A 22,627-nucleotide genomic window follows, 5' to 3' on the forward strand; every position below is an offset into this window, starting at 1 on the left:
CCGCGTCGTCCAGGGCCGGCGACGTCGCGTCCCCCGGCGAGGCGGTGTGCACCGCACCGTCGTGCTCGCGCAGGGTCGCGGAGAGCCATGCGACGTCGGTGAGGTCGCCCTCGAGCGCCGTGGCACCCGCGGCCGCCACGGTCTCGGCCGAGTCGGCGCTGCGCACCACGGCCGTGACGTCGTGGCCGTCGTCGACGAGGCGGCGCAGCACGGCGCCGCCGATGAACCCGGTTCCCCCGGTCAGCAGGATCTTCATGGAGGTGTCAACGCCGAGCCCGACGCGACTGTTCCGCGGCGTCGGTCAGCCGAGGATCTCCATGAGCCAGTGCTCCTTCTTCTTAGGCTTGCGGTACCGGTCGCCCCGATACTTGTCGTCCCGGTACCGGTCGTCTGGGCGCTCGTAGCCGAACGTGCGGTCGTCGTCGCGGTGCGCGACACGGGGCGCCGTCGGGGGAGCGGGAGCGGGGGCGATGTCGGTGGCGACGCGATCGAGGATCTTGTCGAGCTCGCCGCGGTCGAGCCACACGCCTCGGCACTCGGGGCAGTAGTCGATCTCGACGCCGGACCGCTCGCTCATGGTCAACGTGGCACCGTCAGTGGGGCACTTCATGGTGGAACCTCCTGCCGGGCACAACGTCCGGGAGGTGGTGTCGGTTCCCGCGCCCCTGCGGCCGGCGAGACCGGGGAAGAGCGACGTGGCTCCGAGCGATGCTCGGAGCCACGTCGGTGGTACACCCCCTCGGACTCGAACCGAGAACCCATTGATTAAGAGTCAATTGCTCTGCCAATTGAGCTAGAGGTGCGCGCGAGGAAGTACATTACCAGCCGTCCTCGGCGTGACGAAATCAGGGGCGACGGCCCAGCATCTCGAGCAGCGCGTGGGCGGCGTTGTGGCCTCCGATGCCGCTGACCGCGCCGCCTCGTCGTGCGCCGCTGCCGCACAGCAGCACCCGGTCGTGCGCCGTCGCCACGCCCCACCGCTGCGCCGGGGAGTCCGCCGGCTCGTCGTCCTCGAGCCACGGCCAGGCGAGGTCGCCGTGGAAGATGTGCCCGCCCGGCATCGCGAGCGCGGCCTCGACGTCGGCCGGGGTCTTCACCTCGACGCCCAGGACCAGCGGCTCCAGCGGCTCGGCCAGGTGGGCGTCGATCGCGGTCAGGAACCGGCGGTACTCGCGCTCGGCCGCGCCGTCGTCGAGCAGGTTCTCGTAGGGCGTGTGCAGCCCGAAGTAGGTGAGCGTCTGGGCCTCGGACGCGGCGAGCTCGGGGCCGAGGATCGAACGGTCGGTGAGCGTGTGGCAGTAGAGCTCGCCGGACGCGAACGGCTGCTCGCCGTGCGACGCCGCGACGTGCAGCGCCTCCACCTGGCTCATGGCCTCGTCGACGTGGAAGGTCCCCGCGAACGCGATCCGCGGGTCGTCACCCGAGCGCAGTCGGGGGAGGCGGGACACGAGCAGGTTGATCTTGAGCTGCGAGCCCGAGGGATGGTGCCGAGGGGGTTCGTCGTCAGGCTGGGGCACGAGGTCGTGGAGTGCCGACGGTGCAATGCCGCTGAGGACCCAGCCGGCCCTGACGAGGAAGGCGCCGTCGCCGTCGTCGCCCTCGACCGCCACCCAGTGGTCCTCGTCACCGACGGAGGGGTCAGGGCCCCACGGCGTCACGGCGTCCACCTCCGCGCCGGTCATGAACCGGACCCCGGCGGCCCGGGCCGCCCGCTCGAGCTCGCCGGTGACGGCACCCATGCCGCCGACGGGGACGCGCCACTCGCCCGTCCCGTTGCCCACCAGGTGGTAGAGGAAGCAGCGGTTCTGCGCGAGCGACGGGTCGTGCAGCGACGCGAACGTGCCGATGAGACCGTCGGTGCCCACGACGCCGCGCACGAGGTCGTCGTCGAAGCGCCGTTCGAGCGCGACCCCGAGCGGCTGCTCGACGACGTCGGTCCAGACCTGCTCGTCGACGACCGGACCGAGGTCGGCGCGCCGGGGGAGGGGCCGCAGGACGGTCGGGGCCACGGCGTCGGCCAGCACCGCCACCTCGCCGTAGAACGCCTGCCACGCCTCGAAGGCGTCGTCGGAGCCGGTCAGCCTGCGGAACGAGGCACGCGTGGCGTCGCCCTCGCCGGTCTCGACCAGCAGTCCCCGGGCCTCGCCGTCGCGCTCGTACGGCGTGTACGACGCGGTGTCGCGCGAGCGCAGCTCCAGCCGCAGGCCCAGGTCGTCGACGAGCGCCTGCGGCATGAGGCTGACGAGGTAGGAGTACCGCGACAGGCGGGCGTCGTGCTCGGGAAACGTCTGCGCGCTGACCGCCGCGCCGCCCACCTGGTCGAGCCGCTCGAGCAGCAGCACGTCGAGCCCGGCACGGGCCAGGTAGGTTGCGGCGACGAGGGCGTTGTGCCCGCCGCCGACGATCGCGACCTCAGCGGTGACCTGGCGCTGGGCCTTCCCGTCGCCAGTCGTCGCGTACCAACCGCTGCCTGGTCGGCCGAACCATCTGCTCACCATGCACCAAGCCTGCCAGTCCGGTGGACCCCTGGGCAGGTCAGCGGTGCGGGAAGCCCTTGCCCTGGTCGATCTGCCGTCGCACCTCGCGCAGGGCCCGTGCGACCTCGGGGTCGGTCTCCTCGTGCCGCCGCGACCGTCCGAGCAGGTCGGTCTGGTGCTGCAGCACGAGCCAGGCGACCACGAGCGCCGCCACGACCACGCCGGTCAGGATCCACCACCACATGCTGCGACCGTACGGGAGTGCCGCCCGGAGCGGAACCGTTGCGCGGTCCGACCGGACTGGCGGGCAACGCACCGGGTTCCTAGGGTGTCCGGATGACCTCGGGGGAGAACACCGAACAGCCGACTCCTGACCAGCCCGCCTCGGACGGGTCCGGCAGGACCGGGCTCGAGCCGGCGGCGCGCTGGAAGCTGATCGGGCCCGGCATCGTCGTCGCAGGCACCGGCGTGGGAGCCGGCGACCTCGTCGCCACGCTGTCGGCCGGCGCGAAGTTCGGCTACGCGCTGCTCTGGGCCGTCGTGCTCGGGACCGTCTTCAAGATCGCGCTCGTGGAGGGGGCCGGTCGCTACGTGCTGGCCTCGGGCCGCACGATCTTCCAGGGCTGGCGCTCGCTCGGCCGCTGGACGAGCTGGTACTTCGGGCCGTACATCGTCATCTGGGGCCTCGTGTACGGCGCGACTGCCATGTCGTCGTCGGCGCTGCCGCTCGTGGCGCTGTTCCCGGACGGGCCGGACCTCAAGGTCTGGGCGATCGGCATGGGTCTCGTCGGGTTCGCGGTCGTGTGGCTGGGTCGCTACGGGTTCGTCGAGAAGCTCATGGCGATCTTCGTCGGCATCATGTTCGTCACGGTGGTCGGGGCGGCGGTGCTGGCCACGCCGAACCTGCCCGACATGCTCCCCGGCCTGGTGCCCACGATCCCCGACGGCGCGCTCGTCAACACGCTCGCCGTCGCCGGCGGCGTGGGCGGCACCATCACGTTGGCCGCCTACGGGTACTGGTTGCGGGAGAAGGGCTGGGCGTCCTCGGGCTGGATGAGGGTCATGCGGCTCGACAACGGCGTGGCCTACGCCGTGACCGGGGTGTTCGTCGTGGCCATGCTCATCGTGGGTGCCGAGCTGCTCTACAGCGCCAACATCGCCCTCGCCACGGGCGACAAGGCCCTGGTGGACCTCTCCGACGTGCTCGACGAGCGGTACGGCGAGGTGTTCGGCAAGGTCTTCCTGCTCGGCTTCTGGGCGTCGTCGTTCTCGTCGCTCATCGGGGTGTGGAACGGCGTGAGCCTCATGTTCGCCGACTACCTCGGCACGTCGCGCGGGCTGGCCAAGGACGACCCGCGGATGCTCTCGGGCGGCTCGTACTACAGGGCCTACGTCCTGTGGCTCACGTTCCCGCCCATGGCGCTGCTGTTCCTCAACGAGCCGGTCGGGATCATCCTGGCGTACGGCGTGCTGGGCGCGATCTTCATGCCGTTCCTCGCCATCACGCTCCTCGGGCTGCTGAACTCCGACCGCACGCCCCGGGAGTGGCGCAACGGCGTCACCGGCAACGTGGCGCTGGGCGCCTGCGCCCTGCTGTTCCTGGCCGTGGGCGCGAACGAGCTCTACAAGGCCGTCACCGGGGTGTTCTGAGCGGTCGGCACCGACCCTGGCAGCAGGTCAGCCCTGGCAGAACAGCTGGCCGTACGGCCCGTTCGTCGTCCGCTGCTCGGTGACCTTGCCGTCGACGGTGATGGTGCAGGTCATGCTCACGCTGGCCGGCCCCGCCTGCAGGAACATCTGGGCGTAGTCCGGGCGGCCGTAGACGCGGGTGCTGAGCGACCACGACCGGCCGACCCCCCGCACGGTACCGCTCGGGCGGTCCCGGCTGGTGGGGATGTTGTAGCCGACCACGCCGATCGGGTCGGAGGACCGGACGCTCAGGGTGATGCGATGGGCGCGGACGTTCAGGACGCCGCCCGACCCGGACAGGCCGGCCGGCTCCTGGCCCCGCACGACCGACGGTCGCACGAGGCCGGAGGTGGAGTCGGCGGCCTCCGCCGCGGTGGTCATGGACGGCGACGAGGTGGGCCTGGGCACCGACGGGGTGCTCCCGTCCGGTCCTGCGGCCCCCGGACCACCGGCAGGTCCGTCGCCGGAGCCGCCCGGCAGCGGGACGACGAGGGCCACCAGCACGAGCAGCGCGGCGACGACGGCCGCGGCGGCGACGGGGTGGCGTCGAACGAGGTCCATGGTCAGGACAACGACGACGCGGCGCCGGGGTTAGGCGAGGCCGGCCGCCGCTCGGGACGCGCGCGTCAGGTGTCCCTGATTGACTGGAGTCATGCGCCCCGTACCCCTGTCGCCCCACACCCGTCAGACCGCGCTCGACGCGATGGAGCAGCAACCGCTCGACGTCCTGGTGATCGGCGGTGGCGTGGTGGGTGCCGGGTCGGCACTCGACGCGGCGACCCGGGGCCTCTCGGTCGGTCTCGTGGAGGCGCGCGACTTCGCGTCGGGCACGTCGAGCCGCTCCAGCAAGCTCATGCACGGCGGGCTCCGCTACCTCGAGATGCTCGACTTCCGGCTCGTCGCCGAGGCCCTGAAGGAGCGTGGGCTCAACCTGCAGAAGCTGGCACCGCACCTGGTCCGCGAGGTGGCGTTCCTCTACCCGCTGCAGCACCGCGGGTGGGAGCGCTTCTACGCCGGCTCGGGCGTGGCGTTGTACGACGCCATGAGCAAGGCGTCCGGCTACGGCAAGGGTGTGCCGCTGCACCGCCACCACACCCGCCGCGGCGCGCGCAAGATCTTCCCCGGCCTGCGCAAGGATGCGCTCGTGGGCGCCCTGCGCTACTACGACGCCCAGGTCGACGACGCCCGGCACACCATGTTCCTGGCCCGCACCGCCGCGGCCTACGGCGCGCACGTGGCCAGCCGCACCCGCGTCGTCGACCTGATCCGCGAGGGCGGGCGGGTCACCGGAGCCCGGCTCAAGGACCTGGAGTCCGGCCGTGAGCTCGACGTCCGTGCCGCCGTCGTGATCAACGCCACCGGTGTCTGGACCGACGAGACGCAGGGCATGGCGGCCGAGCGCGGGCAGTTCCACGTGCGCGCGTCCAAGGGCATCCACCTCGTGGTCCCGCGCGACCGCATCCGCGGCGAGGGCGGCCTGATCCTGCGCACCGAGAAGTCGGTGCTCTTCGTCATCCCGTGGGGACGGCACTGGGTGATCGGCACCACCGACACCGACTGGGACCTCTCGAAGGACCACCCTGCGGCGAGCCGCAGCGACATCGACTACCTGCTCGAGCACGTCAACACGGTGCTCGTGGAGCCGCTCACGCACGCCGACGTCGAGGGCGTCTACGCCGGGCTGCGGCCGCTGCTGGCCGGGGAGTCCGACGCCACCAGCAAGCTGTCGCGCGAGCACGCGGTCTCCACCAGCACCAAGGGCCTCGTGGTCATCGCCGGCGGCAAGTACACGACCTACCGCATCATGGCCAAGGACGCCGTCGACGCCGCCGTGCACGGCATGACCCACCAGCTCGACCGCAACGTTCCGGGCTCCTGCACGGAGGACGTGCCCCTCCTCGGCGCCGACGGCTACGAGGCGCTGTGGAACCAGCGGCACCGCCTCGCCGAGGACAGCGGCCTGAACGTCGGCCGCATCGAGCACCTGCTGCACCGGTACGGATCGCTGGTGGTCGAGGTCCTCGACCTCGTGGCCACCGATCCGTCGCTCGGCGAGCCGCTGACCGGCGCCGACGACTACCTGCGCGCCGAGGTCGTCTACGGCACCACCCACGAGGGCTCGCGCCACCTCGACGACATCATCGCCCGACGTACCCGCATCTCCATCGAGACCTTCGACCGTGGCACCGAGGTCGCCCGCGAGGTGGCGTCGCTCATGGGCGACGCGCTCGGCTGGACCGACGACCAGCGCGAGCTCGAGGTCGAGCACTACCTCAAGCGGGTCGCCGCCGAGCGGGAGTCCCAGACGATGCCCGACGACGAGACCGCGGACGCCGCACGCATGGGTGCGGCCGACGTCGTGCCGGTCGCCACGGCCGAGGGCGGGGGAGCGGGCCCAGGAGCGGACACGGCGTCGTGATGCACGATCCGCCGCCGGGGGCTCTCGACGGCCTGGATCTCGCCGACGACCCCGACGCGGGTCCGTCTCCCCTCCTGCGCACGCTCGTCCCCGTGGTGGCGACGCTGGTCCTGGTCGCGCTCGCGGTCGGTGGGTTCGCGCTGATCTCGCACCTCACGAAGGACGTGCGCACCGAGACCGGCAGCATCGACCTCGGCGACGCACGCCAGCTCGCTCTCCAGGTGCCCTCGGCCGACGTGCGCGTCGTGCAGGGCGACGTGGCGTCGCCGACCTACTCGGCCCGGGTCACGAGCGGCCTGCTCGACACCGACTTCGCCCTGGGACGCCGCGGGAGCGTGGTCCAGGTCGTGGCCGACTGCCGGGCGTGGCTGAGCCCGGGCTGCGGTGTCGACCTGACGATCACGGTGCCGGAGGGTCTGCAGGTCGACGTCGTCGGCGGGAGCGGCGACGTCGAGGTGGCCGGTCTCACCGCCGGCGTCGTCACGATCCGCGCGAGCGAGGGCGACGTCGACCTCGACGGCCTGGGTGTCCAGGACCTGACCGTGACCACCGGGTCGGGTGACGTCGAGGCCACCTTCGCCGAGCAGCCGTTCGCGGTGAAGGTGACCACGGGCAGCGGCGACGTCGACCTCGGCCTGCCCGACGGGGACCGGCCCTACGAGGTGGAGGCGACGTCGAGCAGTGGCGACGTCGAGGGGGTCGGCGCCGGAGCCGGAGCCGACGGAGCCCCGGCCGGGGACGGCGACGTGCAGGAGGGGGCGCGCCTCGTGCTCGTGCGCAGCGAGTCCGGCGACGTGGAGATCGACCGCGGGTCCTGACAGGGCCCCGAACATGACGACGCCCCCACCGCGAGCGGTGGGGGCGTCGTGCGTCTCGTCGTGGTGACGAGAAGGAATCAGACGGGGCGGATGTTGGCCGCCTGCAGGCCCTTCTGGCCCTGCTCGACGTCGAACTCGACCTTCTGGTTCTCCTCGAGCGAACGGTAGCCGTTCGCCTGGATGGCGCTGAAGTGAGCGAAGACGTCCTCGCCGCCCTCGTCGGGAGCGATGAAGCCGAAGCCCTTGTCAGCGTTGAACCACTTGACGGTTCCAGTAGCCATGATGTTTCTCCTTGCGGTGGTGCGCATACGCGTGTCGTATGCGACGGGGGTGTCGCGACGCGCATCAACCGGGAGAAGCGGAGCATCCGGGGGAACCCGTGTGCTCGATCTTTCTGGCACAACCAACGTCTACAACTGCTGACCAGCCTACACGGTGCCCGAGCCGATGACGAAGCCCCCGGACCGGGCGGGTCCGGGGGCTTCGTTCGACGGGGTGGACGACGGGACTTGAACCCGCGGCCACCGGCACCACAAGCCGGTGCTCTACCAACTGAGCTACGCCCACCATGCGCGGCGGAACCCCGCCACGGCGTGGACGATCATAGCCCACGGTCGTGGGGGTCCTGGACGGTGGCCCGTCAGGAGTCGGACGGGCCCAACGTCGGCTTCTCGGTGATCTGCGTGGCGACGGTGCGAGCGGTGTCGGAGTCGGGCCCGGGGTCGGGCACGAAGACGGTGCGTCGGTAGTAGCGCAGCTCGTCGATGCTGTCGGCGATGTCCTCGAGGGCGCGGTGGTGGCCGGCCTTCGGGGGAGCGGCGAAGTAGGCCCGGGGGAACCACTGGCGCGCCAGCTCCTTGATGGAGGAGACGTCGACGACCCGGTAGTGCAGGAAGCCCTCGAGCTCGGTCATGTCGCGGGCGAGGAAGGCGCGGTCGGTGCCGATGGTGTTGCCGGCGAGGGGTGCCTTGCGGGGCTCCTTCACGAACTGGCGCACGTAGTCGAGCACCTGCTCCTCGGCGTCGCGCAGCGTCGTCCCGGCGTCGAGCTCGGTGATGAGTCCCGACGCGGTGTGCATGCGGGTGACGACCTCGTTCATCTGCTCGAGCGCCTTCGCCGGCGGCTTGATCACCAGGTCCACGCCGTCGCCGAGCACGTTGAGCTCGTAGTCGGTGACCAGGGCCGCGACCTCGACGAGGGCGTCGTCCTCCAGGGAGAGTCCGGTCATCTCGCAGTCGATCCACACCAGCTTGTCGTTCACGCCTGGCACCTTAGGCCATGGCGCGGGGCCGACGAGGCCGCCGGGCACGGGACCACGGCGGGTAGCCTTCCGGGGAACCGAGGGGACGCGACGATCGTTGTGCCCCACGACAGGCGGACCGCCCCTGCTTCCGCCGTGCCCCACGACGCCGCACAGGAGCCAGACCACGTGAGCAACGACCGCAAGCAGCGAGCCGAGCAGATGCGCAAGGAGCGCGAGAAGGCCGAGAAGCGCCAGCGCAACGTCATCACGGTGGCCATCGTGGTCGTCGTGATCGCGCTGGTGGCCGTCGGTGGCTACGCCATCAAGACGACGTCGGACCAGAACGCCAAGAACACCGACCTGGTCGCGCCCAAGAACGCCACCGAGGACTACGGCATCGTCTACGACACCGCCGCGGCAGGTGGTGAGGCGACCGCCGACGCCGAGCCGGTCGAGGTGGAGCTGTACGAGGACTTCCAGTGCCCCGCCTGCCGTTCCTTCGAGCAGGCGTCCGGCGCCTTCCTCAAGCAGCAGGTCGAGTCCGGTGCCATCACGATCGTCTACCGCCCCTTCTCGTTCCTCGACGGCCAGAGCCTGAACGAGTACTCCTCGCGCTCGACCAACGCGGCGATCTGTGCCCTCGACTCCGGAGGCGTCGAGGACTACGTGGCCGTGCACGACTACCTCTACGCCAACCAGCCCGACGAGGGCACCGCCGGCCCCGAGAACTCGGCCCTGGTCGAGGCGCTCGACGGCCTCGGCATCACGGGTGTCGAGCAGTGCGTCAAGACGGAGAAGTTCGTCCCGTGGATCGAGAAGGCCAAGGAGACGGCACAGGACGGCGACCGTGAGGTCAGCGGCACCCCGACCGTCTACGTCGGCGGCAAGAAGGTCGAGGACGTCAGCCCGGCCGGTCTGCAGCAGGCCATCACCTCCGCTGCCTGACTCCGCTCGTCCCGAAGGGCCCCGCACCTCGTGCGGGGCCCTTCGTGCGTCACGCGACGGCGATCCCGGCCGCTGCGGCCAGGACGCACGCGCACGCCGTGCCCGCGGCGTGGGCGACGGCAGCACCTCCGCGCCCGCGCAGGGCGAGCCGCGCGGAGTCCAGGCTCGCGGTGCTGAAGGTGGTGTAGCCGCCCAGGAAGCCGGTGGCGACCACCGTCTGGGTGAGGCCCGACGCCGAGCCGACCACGACGCCGATGGCGAACGAGCCGGTCAGGTTGACCAGCACGACGCCCCAGGGGAGTCGCGACCCGAGTCGCCCGGTCACGACGGCGTCGACGACGAACCTCGCGGCGGAGCCGAGCCCGCCGGCGAGTGCGATGAGCAGCGTGGTCACGGTCGCCACCCCCGTCCTCGACCGGCCCGTCCTCGACCGGCCCGTCCTCGACCGGCCTGCCCCCGAGCGGCCCTTCTCCTGCGCCACGTCCGCCCCGCCGCCACGCCCAGGACGGAAGCCGCGAAGCCGCCTGCCACCGTCGCGAGGGCGTAGGAGAGCGCGAGTGCCGGCTCCCCGGTCGCGACCAGTCGTTCCGTCTCGAGGGCGAAGGCGCTGTAGGTGGTGAAGCCACCGAGGAAGCCGGTCCCGAGGAGCAGGCGCAGGTCCCGACGGCGGCCGTGGTCGGCCCCGGGGCGGGTGAGCAGCTCGAGCAGGAGGCCGAGGGCGAAGGCGCCGACCACGTTCGCCGCAAGGGTGCCGACCGGGAGGCGGTCGACGGAGCCGAGCGCGACCTGGACGCCGTGGCGTGCGGCCGACCCGGCCGCGCCGCCCAGCGCCACCAGCGCGACGAGCGACGGTCGCAGGTGCGCCGGTCGCGGCGCGGCACCCGCGGTGCGCGGATCGGCGACGTCGAGATCGGGATCGTCGGGGATCTCGGGGAATGCGGACATACCTCTCCTGTCGTCGGACAGGAAACCATCAGCCACGGTCGGCGGTTCGGAGCACGTGGCCCCCGGCGGGATCCATCGCCGCACCGAAGTCTAGCCACCGCGGGCAGCCGAGGGCCGGCGCGAACGGCGGCGCTCCTGCGGTAGAACGGGAGCATGGACGTCAGTCGGCTGGTGCTCGGCACCATGTACTTCGGCACCCGGACCGACGAGCGGACCTCTCGGGCGCTCCTCGACCGCTTCGTCCACGCCGGGGGGACCACCCTCGACACCGCGAACTGCTACTCGTTCTGGTCCGACGCGTCGGGTCACGGCGGGCAGAGCGAGGAGACGCTCGGTCGGTGGCTCGCCGCCGACGGCTCCCGGCGTGACCGGGTTCAGCTGGCCACGAAGGTGGGGGTGGAGCCGCTCGACCACCCGCGCCCCGACGGCGCCACGGTCGAGGGGCTGTCGGCCGACGTCGTGCGGGCCGGCTGCGAGGCGAGCCTGCGTCGGCTCGGGGTCGACGTGATCGACCTGTACTGGGCGCACGGCGAGGACCGGGGAACGCCGCTGGAGGAGTCGGTCGAGGCGTTCGGCGCCCTCGTGCAGGCCGGGTCGGTCCGACGGCTCGGGGTCTCCAACCACCCGACGTGGCGGGTCGAGCGCGGGCGTTCGATCGCGCTGGACCGCGGGCTCGAGCCCTGGAGGGCGCTCCAGCTGACCACGTCGTACCTGCATCCCCGGCCCGGTGCCGCGGTGGAGGGCAAGGACCACCGCTTCGGCTTCGTGACCGACGAGACGATCGACTACGTCGCCGAGCACCCCGACGTGGAGCTGTGGGCGTACTCGCCGCTCGTCCAGGGTGCGTACGACCGCGCCGACCGTCCGTTCCCGGAGCCGTACGAGCACCCGGGCTCCACCCGGCGGCTGGCGGTGCTGGACGAGGTCGCAGCCGACCACGGCGTGCCCCGCTCGGTGGTCGTGCTCGCCTGGCTGCTGGCCTCACGGCCGCAGATCCGCCCCATCGTCGGGGTGAGCGGGGTCGAGCAGCTCGACTCCGCCCTCCGCGTCGCCGACGTCGACCTCACGCCCGACGAGCTCACCGCCCTCGACGCACCGGCCTGAGCCCCCGTCGGTGCCTGAGCAACGTCAGGAGGCGTTCTGCGGCTGCGGATCCACCGTCAGGGGGTGAGTGCCCCCGGCAGGAATCGAACCTGCGACCCGAAGATTAGAAGGCTTCTGCTCTATCCGACTGAGCTACGGGGGCCGAGGACCAGCGTAGTGGCCGCGACGGCGCTGCGTTTCGGAGCACCGCGGCCCACCACGCGCTCGGATCCGGGCGCTGGTGCCCCGATGCACGGGGAAGGCCGGAGGACGGCCTGCGTGGCAGAGGGCGGGGGAGGACCGGTTCGCCTAGGCTCCTGCGGGTGAGCCAGCCCTACGCCGACGACGTCGCCGTGCCGCAGGAGGCGGGCCGCGGGGAGATCCCGCGCCGTCTGCCCCGCTACCGCGAGACACCGCGCCAGCGCGGCCGGACCCTCCTCATGGTGCTCGTCGGCATCGGCGTCGTGATCGGGCTCGTCGCGGTCGGCATCTTCGCCGCCAGCGCGGGCGACGCCGAGGGCGCGCGGCTGGCCGTCCTGTACGCCTTCATCCCGCTGCCCGTGCTGTGGCTCGTGTACTGGTGGCTGGACCGCTACGAGCCGGAGCCCCGTCGCTACAAGGTGGCGGCCTTCGTGTGGGGTGGTGTCGGGGCCGTCGCGATCGCGCTCGTCGTCCAGCTCGTCGTGGCCGAGGTGGCCGACCTCACCGACCAGCAGCTGGCCTCGTTCGTCGCGCCCCTGTCCGAGGAGCCGGCCAAGGGCCTCTTCCTGCTGTTCACCTTCCTGCGCTGGCGCCGCATCATCGACGGCTTCCTCGACGGGCTCGTCGTCGCCGGGCTCGTCGGCCTCGGCTTCGCCTTCGTGGAGAACATCGGCTACTACGCCGCCAGCTACCTCGGATCGCCCGAGATCCCCGTCGCCGGCGCCGAAGGTGCTGCGGGCACGTTCTTCGTGCGCGGCGTCGTGAGCCCGTTCGCGCACCCGTTGTTCACCTCCGCCTTCGGCATCGCCCTCGGCCTGGCGGTCCTGGTCCGCTCGAAGGTCCTCAAGGTGGTGATCGGGGTGCTCGGCATGGCCGTCAGCGTCGCCCTGCACGGCCTCTGGAACGCCTCGCTGTCCTACGGCGGCGGCGCCGGGTTCGTCCTGGTGTACCTGGCCCTCGGCCTCGTGCTGCTGGTCGTCGGCGTGATCGCCGTCGTCACGCGAGTCCGGCAGGTGCGCACGCTCGAGCGCTCGCTGTCCTACGTGGCCGAGCGTGGCTGGATCCACCCGGCGGAGATCCCCTACCTCTCGCGGTTCTCGTACCGCAAGAAGGCCCGGAAGCACGCCCGTTCCAACCACGGCCGGGTGGCCGCCAAGGTCGTGCGGCGCTACCAGCGCCTGGCCACCGAGATGGCCTTCCTGCACGACGCGATCATGAGCGGCCACGCCAAGCCGCACGGTGTCGAACGGACGTACGCGCTGCTCGACGCCATGTACGCGTTGCGGCCCGCGCTCAGGCTCCCACCGCCGCTGCCGGTGGCCCACCGCGCCGTCCCGCACGCGTGAGGGCGTGGGAGCGGCGCGCGAGTGGTGTCCGGTCCACTAACCTGGTCCCCAGCCCTGGGGCGGGAGAGAACCCAGGTCGTCGACGTCAGGACGGGAGGACCGCCGGTGCCCAGCGAACATGCTTCGGCTGAGCTGCTGGGAGCGCTGAGCAGGTTGCTCACCGACGTGACCGCCGCCCCCCTCGGACTCGAGGTGCCCGGCGTCTCCGACGTGCGCTCGACCCGCGCCGAGATCGTCGACCAGCTGTCCGACTACGTGATCCCGCGGCTCGTGCAGCTGGAGGCTCCGCTGCTCGCGGTCGTGGGCGGCTCCACCGGTGCCGGCAAGTCGACGCTCGTCAACTCGCTCGTCGGCGAGCCCGTCACCGAGTCCGGCGTGCTGCGTCCGACCACCCGCTCGCCGGTGCTGGTGCACCACCCCGCCGACGCCGAGTGGTTCCAGCCCGACCGCATCCTGCCCGAGCTGCCGCGCACGCAGGCCGTGACGAACGACGTCCACGCGCTGCGCCTCGCCGAGTCCACCGGGGTGCCGCGGGGCCTGGCGATCCTCGACGCGCCCGACATCGACTCCATCGACCAGGGCAACCGCGAGCTGGCGTCCCAGCTGCTCGCCGCCGCCGACCTCTGGCTGTTCGTCACCTCCGCGGCGCGCTACGCCGACCAGGTGCCGTGGGACTACCTGGGCAAGGCCGCCGAGCGGAGCACCTCCGTGGCCGTCGTGCTCGACCGCACCCACGACGACGCCGTGGTCGAAGTCCGGGGCCACCTGGCCCGGATGATGACCTCACGCGGGCTCTCCGACTCCCCGCTGTTCACGGTGCCCGAGTCCGCCGTGGGCGAGGACGGGCTGCTGCCCCGCGCGGCGGTCGCACCGATCATCGGGTGGCTGCGTGACCTCGCGGCCGACCCCGAGGGACGCGCTGCGGTGGTCTTCGGCACCCTCGACGGCGCCGTCCGCCACAACGTCATGCGGTCGCACGGCGTGGCCGACGCGCTCGACGAGCAGCGCGCCACCGCCCAGCGCCTGCACGACGACGCCACCGGCGTGTACCGCGAGGCCGCCGACCTGCTGGCCCGCAAGGCGGGCGACGGCACCGTGATGCGGGGCGAGGTGCTGTCGCGCTGGCAGGACTACGTGGGCAACGGCGAGCTGCTCCGGTCGGTCGAGGAGCGGGTCAGCCGCATCCGGGACCGGTTGGTCGACCAGGTCACCGGCAAGCGCACCCGCTCGGCCGAGGTCAGCGAGGCCGTCGAGAGCGGTCTGCAGACGATCGTTGTCGAGCAGCTGGAGTCCGCGGCCGAGGCCGTGTACCGCTCCTGGTCGTCCCTGGAGTCCGGTCGTGCCCTCATCGCCACCGAGCGCGGCCTCGACCGCGCGTCCCGCGACGTGCGGGTCAAGGCCGAGCGCCTGGTGCGGGACTGGCAGGCCGAGGTGCTCGACATGGTGCGCGCCGAGGGTGCCGACAAGCGCATGACCGCCAAGTTCCTGGCGTTCGGCGTCAACGGCATCGGCGTGGCGCTCATGGTGGTCGTCTTCGTCGGCGGCTCGGCCGGCCTCACCGGCGCCGAGGTCGGCGTGGCCGGTGGCACGGCGGTCGTGGCGCAGAAGCTGCTGGAGGCGATCTTCGGGGACCAGGCCGTCCGTGACCTCGCCGAGCGGGCCCACACGTCGCTCGTCGCATCGATGCAGGCGCTGGTGCAGAGCGAGCAGAAGCGCTACCTCGACCTCCTGACCGACCCCACCACGATCGAGGCGGCGCAGACCAGGCTCCGCGAGGCCGCGCGTCGGGCAGACTACGCACGACACATCGACTTCCTGGACGGAGAGACCGCCTCATGACCGAGCGCCCCGGCCCCGTCGCGCGTGCCGCGGAGAAGGTCTTCGGCGGCGAGCGATCCGACGTCGCCACCCGGCTCGACGGCCTGAGCGAGGCGGTCGAGGCCGCGCGCGACCGGCTCGCCGACGACGTCCTCGACCCTGCCGCGGCGCTGGCCGAGCGCGCGTCCGACCGGCTGCGGCTGTCCGGCGAGCACACCATCGTCGCGCTCGCCGGTGCCACCGGGTCGGGCAAGTCGTCGCTGTTCAACTGCCTCACCGACCTCGAGCTCGCCGGCGTCGGCGTGCGTCGGCCCACCACGTCGTGGGCGCTCGCCTGCTCCTGGGGCCCCGACGGAGCGCAGGAGCTGCTCGAGTGGATGGGGATCCCGGCGCGGCACCAGGTGTCGCGGATGAGCATGCTCGACCGCTCCTCGGCCGACACGAAGCTCGACGGCCTCGTCCTGCTCGACCTGCCCGACCACGACTCCACCGAGGTGTCGCACCACCTCGAGATGGACCGCCTGGTGCAGTACGCCGACCTGCTGGTCTGGGTGCTCGACCCGCAGAAGTACGCCGACGCCGCCATCCACGACCGCTACATCCGACCGATGGCCGGCTACAGCGACGTGACCCTGGTGGTGCTCAACCAGATCGACCGCATCCACTACTCCGACCGCGAACGCGCCCTCGGCGACGTGCGCGCGATCCTCGAGCGCGAGGGGTTGCCCGACGTCCCGGTCATCGGCGTCTCGGCGCACCGGGGCGACGGCGTCGACGACCTCAAGCGTGAGCTGGCGCGGCGCATCCGCGCGAAGGCGTCGGCCAAGGACCGGCTGGCCCAGGACGTGGCCGAGGCCGCCCAGCGGGTCGTCGCGACCGGCGGCCGTGCCGACATCCCCGGCCTCACCGACATCGACCGGCAGGCCCTCGACCTCGCCCTGCTCGACAGCGTGGGCGCCCCGCAGCTGGTCGAGGCCGTCGAGGCCTCGACGCTGCGCACGGCCCGACGCCACACGGGCTGGCCACCCCTGCGCTGGGTGGGACGGCTCCGCAAGGACCCGCTCCGCGAGCTCGGCATCGACCCGACGGGGTCGGTCGCGTCGCTCACGCGGGCGGTACGGCCGTCGATCGGTCACGTCCAACGGGCCCAGGCCGAGTCCGCGGTCCGCGAGATCGCCGAGAAGGCCGCGGTCGGCCTCGAGCGCCCCTGGCGCGACGCGGTGCGGAACGCATCGGTCCGCACCGGCGACGACGTGGTCCGCGAGCTCGACGACACGATCGACCGCATCGACCTCGGGCTGTCCCGCACCCCCGTGTGGTGGAGGCTCGTCGACGTCCTCCAGTGGCTCGCGTTCGCGGCGTTCGTCGCCGGCGTGGGCTGGGGCGCCGTCGAGCTCGCGAGCCGGGTCGCCGGGTGGGAGGTCCCCGAGGCGCCCGTCGTGGTGGGCTTCTCCCTGCCGCTGCTGCTCCTCGTGGGTGGTCTGGCCGTGGGCGTCGTCCTGGCGGTGCTGGCCCGCGCGACCGTCCGCGCGAGTGCTCGGCGACGCGCCCAGCGGGCCGAGGCGGTGCTCCGTCGCACCGTCGACGAGGTGGCGCAGGAGAAGGTCCTCGCGCCGCTCCAGGCGGAGCTGGACCGGTACGAGCGGTATCGCAGCGGGATCGTCCGCGCCCTGGGCTGAGACCCGCGACGGTCGCGCGGCAGGAACGTCTCGCTAGGCTGGGACGCCTATGGCTGACTACGTGCTCTCCCTCCGCAACGTCCGCAAGGCCCACGGCGACAAGGTCGTCCTCGACGACGTCACCCTCTCCTTCCTCCACGGCGCCAAGATCGGCGTCGTCGGCCCGAACGGCATGGGCAAGTCGTCGCTGCTCAAGCTGATGGCCGGGCTCGACCAGCCCAACAACGGCGACCTCGTGCGCGACCCCGACGCCACCGTCGGCATGCTGCAGCAGGAGCCGCCGCTCACCGACGGCAAGACCGTGCTCGAGAACGTCGAGGAGGCCGTCTCCGAGGTCAAGGGCAAGATGAAGCGCCTCGAGGAGGCGTACGCCGAGATGGGCGAGCCCGACGCCGACTACGACGCCCTCATGGCCGAGACCGGTGACCTGCAGACCTTCCTCGACAGCGTCAACGCCTGGGACCTCGACTCCCGGCTCGACCAGGCCATGGACGCGCTGCGCTGCCCGCCGCCGGACGAGCTGGTCGACCACCTGTCCGGTGGTGAGCGCCGCCGGGTGGCGCTGTGCAAGCTGCTGCTCCAGCAGCCCGACCTGCTGCTGCTCGACGAGCCCACCAACCACCTGGACGCCGAGTCCGTGCAGTGGCTCGAGGGTCACCTGAAGACCTACCCGGGCGCCGTCCTGGCCGTGACCCACGACCGCTACTTCCTCGACAACGTGGCCGAGTGGATCGCGGAGGTCGACCGCGGTCGCATCCACGGCTACGAGGGCAACTACTCCACCTACCTCGAGACCAAGAAGGACCGGCTCAAGGTCGAGGGGGCCAAGGACGCCAAGCGCGCCAAGATGCTCGAGAAGGAGCTGGAGTGGGTCCGCTCCAACGCGAAGGGACGCCAGGCCAAGAGCAAGGCCCGTCTGGCCCGCTACGAGGAGCTGGCCGCCGCCGCCGAGCGCGACCGCAAGATCGACACCAGCGAGATCAACATCCCCGCCGGCCCCCGACTGGGTGACGTGGTGCTGGACGCCAAGAACCTGACCAAGGGCTTCGAGGGCCGGACGCTCTGGGACGACATCAGCTTCTCGCTGCCGCGCGCCGGCATCGTCGGCGTCGTCGGGCCCAACGGCGTCGGCAAGACCACCTTGTTCCGCATGATCACCGGCCACGAGCAGCCCGACTCCGGCTCGCTCGACGTCGGCCAGACGGTCAAGATCTCCTACGCCGACCAGACCCGCGGCAGCATCGCGGCCGACAAGAACGTGTGGGAGGTCGTCTCCGAGGGACTCGACTTCATCAAGGTCGCGAACTTCGAGATGAACAGCCGCGCCTACGTGGCCTCGTTCGGCTTCAAGGGTGCCGACCAGCAGAAGAAGGCCGGGGTGCTCTCCGGTGGTGAGCGCAACCGGCTGAACCTCGCGCTCACCCTCAAGCAGGGCGGCAACCTCCTGCTGCTCGACGAGCCGACCAACGACCTGGACGTCGAGACGCTGTCGTCGCTGGAGGACGCGCTGCTTGACTTCCCCGGCTGCGCCGTGGTCACGTCGCACGACCGGTGGTTCCTCGACCGCATCGCCACCCACATCCTGGCCTGGGAGGGCACGGAGGACGAGCCCGGACGCTGGTTCTGGTTCGAGGGCAACTTCGCCTCCTACGAGGAGAACAAGATCGAGCGCCTCGGCGAGGAGGCGGCACGCCCGCACCGCGTCACGCACCGTCGCCTCACGCGCGACTGACCGCACCCTCACGCAGCGGCCCCGTCACCTCGCGGTGACGGGGCCGCTCGTGCGTCGAGCCACGGTGCTGCGGCGCGCACAGGACCTCGACGCCTGACCGGGTCGCGTCAGTCGTGGCCGCAGACGGCGCAGTGCGGCGAGCCGACCCGACGAGGGCTGGAGCAGGCGCCGCACTCGCCGACGACCTCGCGGCCGCACCCCTCGCAGTGCGGGCCGTCGCCCCTGACCGGGAAGCCGCAGAACGGGCACTCGCCCTTGCGCACCCGGCTGCGGGGCACGCGGCGGGCGAGGTACCGCTGCAGGGCGACGAACGCGACGACGGTCGCGCCGGCACCGAGCACCGACAGCACCAGCGGTCCGAGCTCGAGGACGTCGATGTAGTCGGTGATGTAGTCGCCGGCGAACCAGACGGCGGTGAGGGTGGAGGCAGCGACCGCCGAGAGCCCGAGCGTGAGGTAGCGGGACTCGCGGGCGCGCTGCACGGTGATGAGGCGCAGGGACCCGCCGACGAGCGCCCCGACGAACAGCAGGCGCAGCAGGGCGACGATCCAGTAGCGGCCGTCCTTGCCGCGGGCGCGGTCGTCGTAGGTCTCGCGTGCGTCGTCGGCGGCCTGCTGGGCGGCGTCGGCTCGACTGCGTGCCGTCGTGGCCTCGGCACGAGCCTCCGCGTACTCGGTCTGCGCCTCCTCGAACGTCTCGGACAGCGACTCGGTGGGCTGGTCCTGCTCGATCGCGAGGCTGAGGTTCTCCCGCGCGAGCTCGAGGTCGGTCAGGGCCGTGTCCCGCTCCTCCTCGGCCCGCCAGGCCCGGTCCTCGGCGGTCTCGGCGGCGTCGATCGAGCGCTGCTCGGCGGCGGTGTACTCCCAGGCGCGGGACCCGCCGACCCAGTCGTCGATCTTGACGTAGAACCAGCCGGAGCCGATCAGCAGGAAGACGACCAGGACGACGGCGAGCACCCGCTCGCTCCTGGTCGAGGCGATGTCCTCGGTGTCGACGCGTGTGCTCATGGTGTCTCCTCGGTCGATCGGGCGCGTGCTGGTCGGGTGCGGGCGCGGAAGGTGACCTCGAGCGTGCAGTCGAGGGCCTCGGCGACCGCAGCGAGCGTGTCGAGCTTCGGTGGCCGGGTGGCCGACTCGAACCGGGCGATGGCCGACTGGGTGGTGCCGCAGAGGTCGGCGAGCTCACGCTGCGACAGCCCGAGCTCCGTCCGCCGCGCGACGACCTGTGCCACGACGCCCGCGTAGAGCGCCTCGTCCCGGATGTCCTTCACGACACCGAGACTATTGCACGCGTGCTATGGGTGTCCATAGCACGCGTGCAATGTCTCGACTAGAAGCGACGACCCGCCAGGCCGTCACGGACGGCCTCGAACACGCGGCCGACGGCCTCGAGGTCCTCGCGGCTGCAGCGCGAGACCAGGTACTCGTGGACGCCGCGCACGTGGGTGTGGGCAGCCTGGCCGAGGACCTCGTAGCCGTGGTCGGTGAGCACGGCGCTCACGCCGCGCCCGTCGGTGCAGCTTGCCGTGCGTCGCACGATGCCGTCGCGCTCGAGCCGGGCAATGGTGTGGGTGATGCGGCTGCGCGAGTGCGACACGGCCGCGGCGAGCTCGGCCATGCGGATCGAGCGGTCGTCGGCCTCGGAGAGGCGCACGAGGATCTCGTACTCGGCCATGGAGAGGTCATGGGCGGCGCGGAGGTCGCGGTCGAGCTGGTCGATCAGGACGGTCGTGCCACCCATGTAGGAGCGCCACCACTGCTGCTGGTCCGCGTCGAGCCACGGGGTGTCGGTGGGCGCTGTGGTCATGGGCACATCCTAGTGCGGGAGGGATCCCGGTCGAGAGGGTTGATTGAGTCTTCAACTATATGCTACCGTCTCGAACGTTGAAGGTTCAACCACGAACCTCACTCCCCATCTTCAGGAGACACCATGAGCACCATCACCACCGGTACGTGGAACCTCGACCCCACGCACACCGAGATCGGCTTCGCCGTCCGCCACATCATGAGCAAGGTGCGCGGCAAGTTCGAGACCTTCGAGGGCACCCTCGTGACCGCCGACCCGGTCACGGACTCCACCGTCACCGTCGAGGTCGACCTCTCCTCGATCAACACGGGCACCGCGGACCGCGACGCTCACCTGCGCTCCAGCGACTTCTTCGACACCGAGGCGCACCCGAAGATGACGTTCACGACGAACGGCGTCGTGCAGAAGTCCGACGACACCTTCGTCGTGCAGGGCGACCTGACGATCAAGGGCGTCACCAAGCCGCTCGAGCTGAACGTCGACTTCCTCGGCGAGGGCGGCGACCCGTGGGGCGGCACCCGCGTCGGCGTCGAGGCCACCGGCGAGATCAGCCGCAAGGAGTTCGGCATCGACTTCAACATCCCGCTCGAGGGTGACAAGGTCATGATCGGCGACAAGATCACGCTGACGATCAACGCGGAGGCCGTGCTCCAGGCCTGAGCCTCGCACCCGCCCGCGCCCGACGGCGCTCACCCCTCGGGGTGGGCGCCGTCAGTCGTCGTGGGACAGGACCATGCGGAGGGCGAGCCGCGCGTGCAGCTCGGCGACGTCGGCGGGCGTCTGCGGCCCGGTGGGGGAGAACCAGCGCACCAGGTCGATGCTGAGGCTCAGGATGGCGCGTGCCGTGCCCACCAGGTCGTCCACGGCGAAGTCGCCCGAGGCCACGCCGGCCTCGAGCACCTGCTGCAGGCTGCGCTCGATCGCGCGGCGCAGCGCGGCGACCTCGGCGCGGTGCTCGGGGGTCAGTGCGTCGAACTCGTACTGGACGATCCGGCCGACCCGGCTGTGCGAGGCGTGCCAGGCGCTGAAGTCGTGCACGAGCCGTCGCAGGCGCTCCGGTGGCGTGGCGGCGGGATCGTCGCCGGACTCCACCACGTGGAGCGCCGAGCGGTGCCCGTCGATGCTGACCGTGAAGAGCAGGCTCTCCTTGGTGTCGTGGTGCACGTACACCGCTGCCGGGCTCATGCCGGCGCGTGCTGCGATGTCGCGGGTCGTGGTCGCCGTGAAGCCCTTCTCGGCGAAGGCCTCGACGGCGGCCTCGAGCAGACGCTCGCGTGCCGTGGCTGTCATCACAGGTCCCTTTCGTCGGTTGACAGCATGGCCCATGCCGGGCACGCTAAGCAAGCGCTTACCTACCCGCGCGTAGTGAACCAGGCCCGCACCCGAGCACGAGGGACCCGATGGACCGCACCGTCTACACCGCTGACCACGACGACTTCCGCGACACCTGCGCGACGTTCCTGGCGAAGAAGGTCGCGCCGAACATCGAGCAGTACATCGAGGACAAGGCCATCCCGCGCGACTTCTGGCTCGCCGCGGGTGAGATGGGTCTCCTGGGCCTGGAGATCCCCGACGAGTTCGGCGGCTCCGGCGCGGAGGACTTCCGCTTCAACGCCGTCTGGGCCGAGGAGCTGAGCAAGGTCAGTGCCGCCCTGGCGTCGTGCGTGGGCATCCACTCCGACATCACCGCCCCCTACATCGTGGAGCTGGGCACCCAGGAGCAGAAGGAGCGCTGGCTCCCCAAGATCGCCACGGGCGAGTGCCTCCTGGCCATCGGCATGACCGAGCCGGGCGGCGGCTCCGACCTCGCCGCGCTCAAGACCACCGCCGTGCGAGACGGCGACGAGTGGGTCATCAACGGCTCCAAGACCTTCATCACGAACGGCTACAGCGCCGACCTGGTGGTCACCGCCGTGCGAACCTCGCCCGAGAAGGGCGCCAAGGGCATCACCCTGTTCGCCATCGAGGCCGGCGACGAGGGCTTCAGCCGCGGCCGCAAGCTCGACAAGGTCGGCCAGACCGAGTCCGACACCGCCGAGCTGTTCTTCGAGAACGTCCGCGTGGGCGACGACCGCATCATCGGCGAGATCGACCGCGGCTTCATCCACATGATGCAGAAGCTCCCGCAGGAGCGACTCAGCTGCGCCATCTCCAACGTCGCGCACGCCAAGCAGATCCTGCTCGAGACCATCCAGTACGCGAAGGACCGCAAGGCCTTCGGCCAGTCCATCGGCGCGTTCCAGTGGAACAAGTTCCTCATCGCCGAGCTGGTCACGAAGGTCGAGGTGGCCGAGGCCTACCTCGACCAGGCCGTCGCCGCGCACGCCGAGGGTCGGTTCACGGCCGTCGACGCCGCCAAGGCCAAGTGGTACACGTCGGACCTGCAGAACTCCGTCCTCGACCACTGCGTCCAGATCCACGGCGGG

General features: G+C 71.6%; 24 protein-coding genes and 3 tRNA genes. 11 read left to right on the forward strand and 16 right to left on the reverse strand.

Annotation, left to right across the window (positions count from 1 at the left end; genetic code table 11):
* The 5 genes from ASF38_RS10260 to ASF38_RS10280 all read right to left on the reverse strand — a co-directional run.
* A partial coding sequence (locus ASF38_RS10260) for an NAD(P)H-binding protein (protein ID WP_156366915.1) occupies positions 1-256 on the reverse strand: 256 nt, incomplete at its 3' end.
* A 45-nt stretch (positions 257-301) separates the two neighbouring features.
* Entirely contained in the window at positions 302-610 is a 309-nt protein-coding gene (locus ASF38_RS10265; protein ID WP_055964851.1) for a zf-TFIIB domain-containing protein, read from the reverse strand.
* Positions 611-727: 117 nt separating this feature from the next.
* Positions 728-803, reverse strand: a tRNA-Lys gene (locus ASF38_RS10270).
* A 42-nt stretch (positions 804-845) separates the two neighbouring features.
* The gene (locus ASF38_RS10275; RefSeq protein WP_082480682.1) at positions 846-2,498 is read right to left on the reverse strand and encodes an NAD(P)/FAD-dependent oxidoreductase; all 1,653 of its coding nucleotides are present in this window, start codon (positions 2,496-2,498) and stop codon (positions 846-848) included.
* Positions 2,499-2,535: 37 nt separating this feature from the next.
* Positions 2,536-2,721, reverse strand: a complete 186-nt coding sequence (locus tag ASF38_RS10280; protein ID WP_055964854.1) for a hypothetical protein — start codon at positions 2,719-2,721, stop codon at positions 2,536-2,538.
* A gap of 92 nt (positions 2,722-2,813) precedes the next feature.
* Here ASF38_RS10280 and ASF38_RS10285 point away from each other — a divergent pair, with 92 nt between their 5' ends.
* Positions 2,814-4,127, forward strand: a complete 1,314-nt coding sequence (locus ASF38_RS10285; RefSeq protein WP_055964857.1) for an Nramp family divalent metal transporter — start codon at positions 2,814-2,816, stop codon at positions 4,125-4,127.
* 27 nt (positions 4,128-4,154) lie between these two features.
* Here the strand turns inward: ASF38_RS10285 and ASF38_RS10290 are convergent, their stop codons facing one another.
* Positions 4,155-4,727, reverse strand: coding sequence for a hypothetical protein (locus ASF38_RS10290; protein ID WP_055964860.1), 573 nt, complete (start codon positions 4,725-4,727; stop codon positions 4,155-4,157).
* A gap of 91 nt (positions 4,728-4,818) precedes the next feature.
* Between ASF38_RS10290 and ASF38_RS10295 the strand changes: the two genes are divergently transcribed.
* Complete coding sequence (locus ASF38_RS10295) at positions 4,819-6,585, forward strand: glycerol-3-phosphate dehydrogenase/oxidase (protein ID WP_055964865.1); 1,767 nt, start codon at positions 4,819-4,821, stop codon at positions 6,583-6,585.
* A complete protein-coding gene (locus tag ASF38_RS10300; protein WP_055964868.1) occupies positions 6,585-7,403 on the forward strand; it encodes a DUF4097 family beta strand repeat-containing protein in 819 nt (272 codons plus the stop codon). Before ASF38_RS10295 ends, ASF38_RS10300 begins: the two co-directional genes overlap by 1 nt.
* A gap of 77 nt (positions 7,404-7,480) precedes the next feature.
* Here the strand turns inward: ASF38_RS10300 and ASF38_RS10305 are convergent, their stop codons facing one another.
* The 3 genes from ASF38_RS10305 to orn all read right to left on the reverse strand — a co-directional run bounded on the left by ASF38_RS10305 (position 7,481) and on the right by orn (position 8,664).
* Positions 7,481-7,684, reverse strand: a complete 204-nt coding sequence (locus ASF38_RS10305) for a cold-shock protein (RefSeq protein WP_055964870.1) — start codon at positions 7,682-7,684, stop codon at positions 7,481-7,483.
* 213 nt (positions 7,685-7,897) lie between these two features.
* Positions 7,898-7,970, reverse strand: a tRNA-His gene (locus ASF38_RS10310).
* A 73-nt stretch (positions 7,971-8,043) separates the two neighbouring features.
* Positions 8,044-8,664: an oligoribonuclease gene (gene orn, locus ASF38_RS10315; protein ID WP_055964872.1), complete on the reverse strand. Its 621-nt coding sequence runs from the start codon at positions 8,662-8,664 to the stop codon at positions 8,044-8,046.
* 168 nt (positions 8,665-8,832) lie between these two features.
* Between orn and ASF38_RS10320 the strand changes: the two genes are divergently transcribed.
* Entirely contained in the window at positions 8,833-9,591 is a 759-nt protein-coding gene (locus tag ASF38_RS10320; protein WP_055964876.1) for a thioredoxin domain-containing protein, read from the forward strand.
* A 49-nt stretch (positions 9,592-9,640) separates the two neighbouring features.
* Here ASF38_RS10320 and ASF38_RS10325 read toward each other — a convergent pair whose 3' ends face one another.
* Both ASF38_RS10325 and crcB read right to left on the reverse strand, forming a co-directional pair.
* On the reverse strand, positions 9,641-9,985 hold the full coding sequence (locus ASF38_RS10325) for a CrcB family protein (protein ID WP_055966326.1): 345 nt from the start codon (positions 9,983-9,985) through the stop codon (positions 9,641-9,643).
* On the reverse strand, positions 9,982-10,536 hold the full coding sequence (gene crcB / locus ASF38_RS10330; protein ID WP_055964877.1) for a fluoride efflux transporter CrcB: 555 nt from the start codon (positions 10,534-10,536) through the stop codon (positions 9,982-9,984). Before crcB ends, ASF38_RS10325 begins: the two co-directional genes overlap by 4 nt.
* 153 nt (positions 10,537-10,689) lie before the next feature.
* Here crcB and ASF38_RS10335 point away from each other — a divergent pair, with 153 nt between their 5' ends.
* On the forward strand, positions 10,690-11,640 hold the full coding sequence (locus ASF38_RS10335) for an aldo/keto reductase (RefSeq protein WP_056575718.1): 951 nt from the start codon (positions 10,690-10,692) through the stop codon (positions 11,638-11,640).
* A 68-nt stretch (positions 11,641-11,708) separates the two neighbouring features.
* Here ASF38_RS10335 and ASF38_RS10340 read toward each other — a convergent pair.
* Positions 11,709-11,782, reverse strand: a tRNA-Arg gene (locus ASF38_RS10340).
* A 160-nt stretch (positions 11,783-11,942) separates the two neighbouring features.
* On the opposite strand from ASF38_RS10340, the gene ASF38_RS10345 reads away from it, so the two are divergent.
* From ASF38_RS10345 to ettA, 4 genes are all read left to right on the forward strand, one after another.
* Positions 11,943-13,166, forward strand: coding sequence for a PrsW family intramembrane metalloprotease (locus ASF38_RS10345; protein WP_055964883.1), 1,224 nt, complete (start codon positions 11,943-11,945; stop codon positions 13,164-13,166).
* 165 nt (positions 13,167-13,331) lie between these two features.
* Positions 13,332-15,005, forward strand: a complete 1,674-nt coding sequence (locus tag ASF38_RS10350; protein ID WP_235492899.1) for a dynamin family protein — start codon at positions 13,332-13,334, stop codon at positions 15,003-15,005.
* Positions 15,002-16,663, forward strand: a complete 1,662-nt coding sequence (locus ASF38_RS10355) for a GTPase (protein ID WP_055964885.1) — start codon at positions 15,002-15,004, stop codon at positions 16,661-16,663. The genes ASF38_RS10350 and ASF38_RS10355 overlap by 4 nt, the downstream gene beginning before the upstream one ends.
* Before the next feature lie 49 nt (positions 16,664-16,712).
* Positions 16,713-18,395, forward strand: coding sequence for an energy-dependent translational throttle protein EttA (gene ettA, locus ASF38_RS10360; protein WP_055964887.1), 1,683 nt, complete (start codon positions 16,713-16,715; stop codon positions 18,393-18,395).
* Between the two features lie 107 nt (positions 18,396-18,502).
* Here ettA and ASF38_RS10365 read toward each other — a convergent pair whose 3' ends face one another.
* Genes ASF38_RS10365 through ASF38_RS10375 form a run of 3 tightly spaced genes read right to left on the reverse strand, consistent with a single transcriptional unit; the run spans position 18,503 to position 20,201 of the window.
* A complete protein-coding gene (locus ASF38_RS10365) occupies positions 18,503-19,402 on the reverse strand; it encodes a zinc ribbon domain-containing protein (RefSeq protein WP_055964889.1) in 900 nt (299 codons plus the stop codon).
* The gene (locus tag ASF38_RS10370) at positions 19,399-19,665 is read right to left on the reverse strand and encodes a helix-turn-helix domain-containing protein (RefSeq protein WP_055964893.1); all 267 of its coding nucleotides are present in this window, start codon (positions 19,663-19,665) and stop codon (positions 19,399-19,401) included. Before ASF38_RS10370 ends, ASF38_RS10365 begins: the two co-directional genes overlap by 4 nt.
* 59 nt (positions 19,666-19,724) lie before the next feature.
* Positions 19,725-20,201, reverse strand: coding sequence for a MarR family winged helix-turn-helix transcriptional regulator (locus ASF38_RS10375; RefSeq protein WP_056575721.1), 477 nt, complete (start codon positions 20,199-20,201; stop codon positions 19,725-19,727).
* A gap of 123 nt (positions 20,202-20,324) precedes the next feature.
* On the opposite strand from ASF38_RS10375, the gene ASF38_RS10380 reads away from it, so the two are divergent.
* Positions 20,325-20,861 carry a YceI family protein gene (locus ASF38_RS10380; RefSeq protein WP_056575724.1) on the forward strand — a complete coding sequence of 179 codons (537 nt, stop codon included), beginning with the start codon at positions 20,325-20,327 and terminating at the stop codon, positions 20,859-20,861.
* A 51-nt stretch (positions 20,862-20,912) separates the two neighbouring features.
* Here ASF38_RS10380 and ASF38_RS10385 read toward each other — a convergent pair whose 3' ends face one another.
* Positions 20,913-21,491, reverse strand: a complete 579-nt coding sequence (locus ASF38_RS10385) for a TetR/AcrR family transcriptional regulator (protein WP_156364705.1) — start codon at positions 21,489-21,491, stop codon at positions 20,913-20,915.
* Between the two features lie 110 nt (positions 21,492-21,601).
* Between ASF38_RS10385 and ASF38_RS10390 the strand changes: the two genes are divergently transcribed.
* A partial coding sequence (locus ASF38_RS10390; RefSeq protein WP_056576509.1) for an acyl-CoA dehydrogenase family protein occupies positions 21,602-22,627 on the forward strand: 1,026 nt, incomplete at its 3' end.

The organism is Aeromicrobium sp. Leaf272, from assembly GCF_001422865.1.
In the GTDB taxonomy this organism is placed as follows: Bacteria; Actinomycetota; Actinomycetes; order Propionibacteriales; family Nocardioidaceae; genus Aeromicrobium.